Origin of the sequence: Kribbella monticola (assembly GCF_003261635.1) — a bacterium.
Classification (GTDB): domain Bacteria; phylum Actinomycetota; class Actinomycetes; order Propionibacteriales; family Kribbellaceae; genus Kribbella; species Kribbella monticola.
This window is the reverse complement of sequence record NZ_QFXK01000054.1, coordinates 1-592: the sequence shown is the minus strand read 5'-3', so window position 1 is coordinate 592 and position 592 is coordinate 1. Positions and strand designations below refer to the sequence as shown.

Here is a 592-nt window from a genome sequence, read left to right as displayed (position 1 = left end):
GCGGTGTCGGGCACCGTGCTGTACCTGATGATGTGGAGTGCGGTCCTGCCGCCGGAGAACAACCCGGTCCTCGACGACCACATCGTCGGCGCGGTCACGCTGATCGCTCTCGCGCTCGTTGCTGCAGGCAACGTGTGGGGTTTCGGTAAGCAGTGGGCGCGGCTCCCGATCGTCGAGCGTTACCCCTGGCTGCGGTGAGACAGATGTCCAGGCAACCTGTGATCCACGTCGGTGTCGACGGATCCTGGCGAGACACGGGTGCGCTGGAGTGGGCCCTGCAGGAAGCTGTGATCCGCAGGGCCCCGCTCCGGGCCGTTCACGTGATCGACGAGAAGCTGCGGCACTCGCCGTACTGGGAACCCAAGGTCATCGACCAGGCCGCGTTCGACCTGATCGACGACGTGAAGCAGACGATGAAGAGCCAGGACCCGGTCCTCGACCACGACACCGATCTCGTGGTCGGTCCGCCGGCGACAACGCTGGCCAGGCTGGCCGCGAACAGCGAGATGCTGGTGGTCGGCCGCCGGGGGATGAGCACCGTCAAGCGGTTGCTCGTCGGCTCGACCTCCGAGGCGCTGGCCAACATCGCCGA

At 66.9% G+C, this 592-nt stretch carries 1 protein-coding gene and 1 pseudogene; both read left to right on the top strand.

From position 1 onward, the window contains the following. A pseudogene (locus tag DIZ26_RS34455) lies at window positions 1-198 on the top strand (hypothetical protein); the annotation flags it as partial. 5 nt (window positions 199-203) lie between these two features. After that, on the top strand, window positions 204-592 hold a 389-nt coding region (locus tag DIZ26_RS34450; protein ID WP_198676433.1), incomplete at its 3' end, for a universal stress protein.